This is a genomic window from Mycobacterium gordonae (assembly GCF_001417955.2).
Classification (GTDB): Bacteria; Actinomycetota; Actinomycetes; order Mycobacteriales; family Mycobacteriaceae; genus Mycobacterium; species Mycobacterium gordonae_B.
Genome location: NZ_LKTM01000066.1, coordinates 1 through 7,650 on the forward strand (window position 1 = coordinate 1; position 7,650 = coordinate 7,650).

General features: G+C 61.9%; 4 protein-coding genes and 2 pseudogenes. 4 read left to right on the top strand and 2 right to left on the bottom strand.

All coding sequences use genetic code 11. From position 1 onward, the window contains the following. Nucleotides 1-428: 428 nt before the first annotated feature. Both AO501_RS38960 and AO501_RS40665 read right to left on the bottom strand, forming a co-directional pair. Nucleotides 429-989: a hypothetical protein gene (locus tag AO501_RS38960; RefSeq protein ID WP_231752403.1), complete on the bottom strand. Its 561-nt coding sequence runs from the start codon at nucleotides 987-989 to the stop codon at nucleotides 429-431. Nucleotides 990-1,421: 432 nt separating this feature from the next. Beyond that, nucleotides 1,422-1,670: pseudogene (locus tag AO501_RS40665) on the bottom strand (DUF2510 domain-containing protein); the annotation flags it as partial. 182 nt (nucleotides 1,671-1,852) lie between these two features. Between AO501_RS40665 and AO501_RS08435 the strand changes: the two are divergent. From AO501_RS08435 to AO501_RS08455, 4 genes and pseudogenes are all read left to right on the top strand, one after another. Next, nucleotides 1,853-2,518, top strand: a complete 666-nt coding sequence (locus AO501_RS08435) for a vWA domain-containing protein (RefSeq protein WP_197419795.1) — start codon at nucleotides 1,853-1,855, stop codon at nucleotides 2,516-2,518. A gap of 5 nt (nucleotides 2,519-2,523) precedes the next feature. Further along, a complete protein-coding gene (locus AO501_RS35230; RefSeq protein ID WP_082658480.1) occupies nucleotides 2,524-3,660 on the top strand; it encodes a PP2C family protein-serine/threonine phosphatase in 1,137 nt (378 codons plus the stop codon). Then, nucleotides 3,644-5,203, top strand: a complete 1,560-nt coding sequence (locus AO501_RS08440) for a protein kinase family protein (RefSeq protein WP_055577297.1) — start codon at nucleotides 3,644-3,646, stop codon at nucleotides 5,201-5,203. The genes AO501_RS35230 and AO501_RS08440 overlap by 17 nt, the downstream gene beginning before the upstream one ends. 564 nt (nucleotides 5,204-5,767) lie before the next feature. Then, a pseudogene (locus AO501_RS08455) lies at nucleotides 5,768-7,207 on the top strand (IS3 family transposase). Nucleotides 7,208-7,650: the final 443 nt, after the last annotated feature.

Below are 7,650 nucleotides of genomic sequence, written 5' to 3' on the forward strand. Positions count from 1 at the left end.
ATCCCAGAAGCCCAAGCCGAAATCCTGACCCAGCTGGGAATCGCCAACAGGGTACTAAAAATGACCTAACTCAGGTCTGACCGCGCAAACTCGGTTCATATCTTCTGCAGTGTGTGATACCCGGAACGGCGCGATCTTCGCGTTGATGGGGCGCATTACTCCGGATCAGAGCTGGGGCCTCGGCAACATTTCAGGAGCCCGCTTCAAAGGTGGTTGGGGGCCGAAACCAACAGGCGAATACCTCGTCAGACAGATAGGCGTGATACCCACACCCGGGGGGATGACTGCCGTCTCGATGGCTGTTGAGCCTGCGTCGGGATCCCTGGCCCAAGGTACCGAGGAACTCAGCGACGTCGCCAGTTGGCTATTCGCTCACCGTGCACAGTTGCCCACCGGGGAGTGCAGCACCTGAATTGGGCGCCGGGACGTCAATAGCTAGGGCCCGGCGGGCCAAAACTTGGATTGCTCGCCTGTGCCCGCCCCTGGATAAACGCGGCGAAGATTGCAGCCCCTGTCAAAACCAACGACAACACACAAGCGCCGATCAAGCCCACTCCTGGCGAAAAATCGTTGTGCGCTAGGCCGGGCGGATCGCCGAAGGTCCCCGCCACATCAACGATGTGGCTGGTGCAAATCAACCCTGTGACTCCGCCGAGAACCGCCACCGCAACAGCTATCAGCATGCGTTGCCTCACCCACAGGTAGGCGATCCCCGCGAGAATCGCGATGATGCCCATTAGGAGCGCAATCCAGCCGGGATTAGTATTTTGTAGCGCATTTAGTTCGGGGGTCTCGATTTTGCCACTCATCGACGTTCCGTCGCCAGAAATTCTGACTGTCATGCTCGGTTTTCCAAGGCCGGGAAACGCTAAGGTTCTCGAACCGTACAGACCGTCATCGAATCTGCCGGCCGCACTTACCCGGCCCCACGGCAGGAACGAAGCAATGACCAAGGCGGCGCCGCACGCCGCGGTGACCAGTCCCACCACTCGGTCAGCGCCCTGCGCGATCCCGGCCCAAAGCCGCGGCGGTCGACCTGGCTGGTGTGGTGCCGCGAAGGCCCCGGAGGAGACCGGCGCAGCGGGAGTGCCGGCGGATCCATAGAAATGCGACGGGCCAGAAGGAGCGCCACCGGCCCCGGATGGATCGTAAGGTCCGTAGGCAGGGTAAGGGACGCTCGTTGGCGAGCTGAAACCGTACGGGTCCACGGGGGACGCCGTGTACGGATACCCGGTTGAGTACTGGTCTGGGAAACCGGCACTTCCAGCCGAGGCAGCGGGGTAGGGGGCAGGGTAGCCGCTCGCGGGCTGCCCGAATGAGGTGTCATTGTCGGCATAGCTGGAAGACTGGGAATCTGTCGGTCCGGGCGAGTGAGGCCCGGTCGCGTCAGGCGAGGGACCACGCCCGGTGGGCGAGGAAGACTTTCGCCGACGCTGCGGAGTCCAACCATTGCCGTCGAAGAACCGTTCAGCGCCTGAGCCATCTGGGTCGTCGTACCACCCCGGTGAGTGCGGCGTCGTCATCGCAGATCCCTCCCTACCTGGCCCGCACCCCGATGAACGGAGAATAGCGCGCATCCGACCCGCTGGTAACACCTGCTGAGCAACGACTTCGCTGCACGCGCACGGGGCCCCCGTGCCGTATGTGGCGTTTGCTGCCGCTAGGTCCATCGGAGGCAGCAACCGGGGCGGTGCCGTGAACGAGAGACCTCCATTCGAGGCGGATGGGTAAACCAATTCCTACCCCACAGCCGCGGCTCAGTGTTAGCCTGACCCGAGGTTAGCGGATCCGGCGACTCACGAGAATGCCTCCGCAGGCTAAGCGTTCAACGTGTCATCACGGGGGTTGGAAAGTGGAGCCAAAAGGGTCGATCCTGCTCGTCTACTTCGTTGCCGACGAATCGGGATCGATGGGCAACAACATCGGCGAACTGAACGAGGGACTCGTCACACTCCAAGACGCGCTACAAAGACAACCGTTTGCTGCCGCTCGGGTGCGCTTCTCGGTGATCGGGTTCTCCGATACAGCCTTCACCCACCTGGAAGCTGCAGACCTGCGAGAGACGACATGGTTGCCGTCTCTGGGTGCCAACGGGCTGACCTCCTACGCAGCTGCATTCCAAGAGCTCGAGTACCGTATATCCGTAGACATTCCCCACCTGAAGGCCAGCGGATACACCGTCCATCGGCCCGCGGTGTTCTTCCTGACCGACGGCCAACCGAACTCGCGCGATAACTGGCGCGCAGCCCGGGAACGCTTGCTAGCACAACCCGCGGCGCCGAACATCATTGCTTTTGGAATCGGCGACGCCGATGCAGACACCGTCGCCCAACTCGCCACCAAACAGCATTACGCCTTCAAATCGGCGCGTGGAGTGGACACCGGTGCCGCACTGTCAGAGTTCCTCACATCCTTGACGCAATCAGTCATCAGCTCGGGACAGGCGTTCGCTGCTGGCAACGCAGAGCTGCAGTTTGACCGCCCAGAAGGCTTCACCCTGGCCGTCGACGTCGTCTAGGGCTCATGGCACGCTTTCGACGGGGCCGGCACCGCGTTGAGCCCGCGCACCAGGATTCGCTAACGAACGACTCACTCTCCGACGATCCGACTCAGCCGCTCGACCTTACTCAGAGCACGCCGGTCGACTCGCCGTTGGTCCAACAGTTCACGATCGCCAAGAGATCCGAAGCAGCAACCGTAGCGGAAGTCATCGGACCCCTCGCGATACCACAAATCACGGTAGGACCACCGTCTCCCTGCACAGAGCCGGAACCAATTGGTGCGCAATACCGTTCCTTCCCGTTCCGCCCGGATGTGGTCATTGACGGGTGGTCAACCGATTCGATCACCGTTCGCGGTGTCTCCCAACGAGGACACCTACACCGCTACAACGGTGCACCACGTCAAGACGACTTCGCCATCCACCACGCATCAGGCGGTCGAGTCGTCATCCTTGTCGCAGATGGAATTTCGGGGGCGCGCCAATCACACATCGGCGCAAGCGCAGCCATCAAGCAGGCTGCGCGGTGGCTACAGGAACATCTCAATGACGATCCCGCACAGACCGATTGGCTGACACTGTTCAAGAACGTCGCCTGGGAACTCACCGAGCAGGCACAAAGCCTTCTGCAGCTCGCCGAACCTGACCCTCTGCGCGCTGAGCAAGAAATGGCCACCACTTTGGTATGCGGGATCATCGAGCCACTAGACCCGGGGCGGTCGCGTGCCTATGTTGTTGGCGTCGGCGACTCAAGCGCATGGCTACTTTCGCGGGGAGCATTCCGTCACCTCCTAGGTGGAAAACCCCTGCAAGACAGCGCCATTACCACCTCATCGGTGGCCGGATTGCCTCGTCTGCCTGCTGAACTGACGCCGGTAGTTGTCGAATTCACCGACCGCGATGTGTTACTCATCGGCACCGACGGCATCGGGGACCCCCTTGGTACCGGGCAAGGCGGAGTGGGGAACCTGTTGCGAGCCGTGCTGAGCACCTCATCTCCGCCCTCGCTCATCGAGTTCGCCCACGCCGTCGACTTCAGCCGCGAAATGTTTGACGACGATAGGACTTTAGTAGCGGTGTGGTCAAAGCGACCCCCACCAGCGGTACCGTCACCGCAACGACCAGGTGCTGACAGGAGGGTCGATGGCGCGTGCGGTTAAGCAAGTCAGCGAACTGGGCGAACTGACCAAGATCGGTCAAGGTGGCCAGGGGGTGGTGTACCGAGCGCCGAACCTCAAGACCAAATTCACGTCATCCATGGTCTACAAGCAGTACAAGGCCAAGGCTCGCAACGAGATCGATTTCAGTGCCCTGGCTGCAATGCCGGAACTCGTGGAGAAATCTCTGACGTCTGACGATGGCGAACGACTCATCTCACTCGCGGCCTGGCCCTGCGAGCTCGTCGAAGAGAACGGGGCCCAAACGGGTTTCGTTATGCCCGAAATTCCAGACGAATTCTTCATCCCGCTGACGACCCTCAAAGGGGTATCGAGAAACCTCGCCGAATTCCAGCACTTACTGAACGCCGAATCGATCCTGCAGGCACGAGGCATCGACATCGATGACGTGCAACGCTACACACTGCTGCGCGAAGTAGCCTCCGGGCTCACCTTTTTGCACAGTAACGGCGTGTGCGTCGGTGACATCTCACCCAAAAACCTGCTGTTCTGTCTAGCGCCGCGAGCGAAGATCTACTTCATCGATTGTGACGCCATGCGGATTAACGGGGTATCGGCCCTACCACAAGTCGAAACACCGGGCTGGGAAATTCCTTCGGGGGAGGAACCGGCCACCGTCTACTCCGACACCTACAAACTCGGCCTACTCGCGCTGCGACTGCTTGTCGGCGACCAGGATGTCAGGACGCCTCAACACATTCCAGCCGCAGCGCCCAAAGTGCTTCGTGGCCTCATCACCGACACCCTGGAACGCCCTACACACAAGCGACCGCTACCCGAGTCGTGGACCTACATTCTCGGACACGCCATCGAAGAAGCGCAGCACCGAAAGAAGACCGCCGCGCCTCCGAAACCGCCTCCTGTCGCCCAAACCCCGCCCCCACCCCAACCTTCGCCACGCCGAGTGCCACAACAGCGGAACACCGCGGGAAGGCCCACCACAAGCGGACAGATGTCGCCTGCGGCTAAGGGTTCGATTCTGGCCGTCGTCGGCGGCCTTGCGATACTCGTCGTCGCCCTGCTGGCGATCGGCAGCCAACGCGGGCCCGACTCGGGGTCGCAAGCGCCCTCGAGTTCATATGCATATCCCACCACGAGATACGGAGATTACGGCGGGTCCACGTCCTTTGCCCTATCGACTCCGTCGACCCGTCCCTCGCTTCCCTTGGGCACTCCGCCAGACGTACTGCACGGCGCCGACGGCAGCGGAGACTATGCCTGCAGCGGTGGGCATAGCCTTTACGCCAACGGCAGGTCCTACCTGGTGGCGCCCGCCACTCCCCGTGGGCCCCATTACACTTCCTGCGGGTTTGCCATCGCGGTAGGGCAGACTTACCTAGCGACGGTCAGTGATTGGCAATACCCGACGCAAATCAGCGTTCAAAGCCCGAAAGCGAACTGCACGAACGCCCAGTGCGATGGCACCAAGTTCGTCATGCAATGCCGAATGGACGGCCCTTACGCCGCCATGTGGATTGAGTGCCGCGGCGGCAACGACGCGGTCGTCTACATTTTCGGCGGCTAAGTGATCGGCGTCCGCGGCGAACGAGACGGGTCGTCAAACCTGTTCGGCGAGGCACCCCAGATTACTGCTCGAGCGCCCGGCAGAGCCGTGCCGTTGCGGGGGCTTATGCGGAGCACCGTGAGTTGTGGCGCGCAACGTTCTGCGTTAACTCAGCGCATGGGTACTGGTATTGCACCAGGGCCAGCCGGATAGGGGAGAGGCACCAGGCCGTCGTTCCGGAGGGGGCTCAGCGCATACCCTGAATCCCCGGGAGCGTAGAACACAACCGGACGCCGTTAGACGTTCGAGCAGATGTGAAGGTGCCGCCGCCTCCAAAAGTGCGCCACAAATTGCCCACGTCATTCATTGCCGCAGACTGTGTTGCGAACGTAGCAGCAAAGACGTTAGCCCCATTCGTCCGTGCGAAACAGGTACCAACCGCGGTCGCGTTCGGCGTGAACGAGTTCCCTCTCTGCCAACCTGGGTTGAGGCGCTCGCCCCCTGACAATTAGTGACCCGAGGGCGGGGATGGAGAGACTCCCCGAGATGACAAGCAAGGTGACGACGTTGGTTCGAGCGACCGGGATGGAACATCCTGGTCGGGTGGCCGACGAGGAAACGCAACGTCCCGATCCTGAGGTTCCCGAACGTGCTCGGCGCCGGACGTTCACCGCGAAGTACAAGCTGGAGGTGCTCGCCGCATACGACGCGGCGCCCGATGGTGAGAAAGGCGCGGTTCTGCGCCGCGAGGGGTTGTATTCCAGCCAACATCGTGGAGTGGCGACGAGCCCGTGACGCCGGCGCGTTGGCGGCCCTGGCTGCCCCTCGCGGACGCAAGAGGCGCGACCCGCAGGCCGAGCGGATCGCTGCCCTAGAAGCCGAGAAGCAGCGACTGGAGCAGGAGCTGGCCAAGACCCGCTTCGTGGTGGATGTGCAGGCAAAACTGCACGCGCTCTTGGAGACGCTCTCCGAGAGCGCGGATATCGATCCGAGGTCGACACGGTGACCGATCATGCCGTCACCGAGCTGACACCGCATCTGGGTGTGCGGGCCGCCTGCGACGCGGCCGGTAGCGCACAGGCCGGCTACTATCGGCGACACCGGCAAAGCCCGCCGCAGGTGCCGAAAACGCCTATCCCGCAACGAGACCGAGTCCAGCCGCGGGCGCTCAGCCAAGCCGAGCAACAGACCATTCTCGACACGCTGCACAGCGACCGGTTCGTCGACCACGCCCCGGCTGAGGTGTGGGCCACGCTGCTTGATGAAGGCGTCTACCTCGGTTCGATCTCTACGTTCTACCGGCTGCTGCGCCGGGCCGGAGAGAGCAGAGAACGCCGTCGCCAAGCCACCCACCCGGCCACCGTGAAGCCCGAACTGGTTGCTTACCAGTCGAATTCCGTGTGGTCATGGGACATCACCAAGCTACGCGGCCCCGCGAAGTGGACCTACTACTACCTGTACGTGATCTTGGACATCTTCTCGCGCTACGTCGTTGGGTGGATGGTCGCCAGCCGCGAATCAGCCGCTCTAGCCGAGGTGCTGATCGGTCAAACCTGCGCCAAGCAGGCAATTGGGCACGACCAGTTGACGATCCACGCTGACCGCGGCAGCTCGATGACCTCCAAGCCGGTGGCCCTCCTGCTCGCCGACCTCGGCATCACCCAGTCGCATAGCCGACCACACGTCTCCGACGACAACCCGTTCAGCGAGGCCCAATTCAAAACATTGAAGTACCGGCCCGACTTTCCCGCGCGGTTCGGCTCGATCGAGGAAGCTCGATTACACTGCCAGCGCTTCTTCGGTTGGTACAACGATGAACATCGTCATACCGGGCTGGGCCTGCATACCCCCGCTGACATCCACTACGGCCTGGCCGAGGCAATCCGCGACAAGCGCGCCACCATCCTGGCTGGCGCCTACGCCGCACACCCCGAACGGTTCGTGCGCAAACCCCCCGAACCGCCCAAGATCCCCGACATCTCATGGATCAACCAACCCGACCAACCACAGGAGGGCACTCAGTAAATACCACACAACGGTGCCTCATTCTGGTTGACAGATTCCGGTTAGAACCGAAGTGGTCAGAATAGGTTCCTGGCTGTCATACCAACGACGTCCAGTATTCGACTGAATCGGCGTGCGCCGCCGGGACCCACCCCACAGTCAGTGGGACGGCCGTAATTACTGTCAACGATAAGGCCGCTCGCGCGACCGTCGCCACGCAAGTCCGCGACTTAGTTACGGTAGCCCAGTGCATTGCGCGCACCTCCATGTCGATGCAGATAATTGTGGACGCATCGCACTGGCAGGGCAACACGCCTCTGAGATGCAACGATGAACCGAGTGCTCGACCGACCAGCTGGCGTTCGCCGACGATCATGACGCTGTCGTCGGAACCTGTCAACCTGAATGAGGCACCGTTGCGCGGTATTTACTGAGCGTCCTCCTCTGGATGGTCGGGTGGGTTG

Bases quoted from the DNA above. Each gene is read 5' to 3' on its own strand.
- AO501_RS35230 (WP_082658480.1), top strand. From the start codon at position 2,524: ATGGCACGCTTTCGACGGGGCCGGCACCGCGTTGAGCCCGCGCACCAG.
- AO501_RS08440 (WP_055577297.1), top strand. From the start codon at position 3,644: ATGGCGCGTGCGGTTAAGCAAGTCAGCGAACTGGGCGAACTGACCAAG.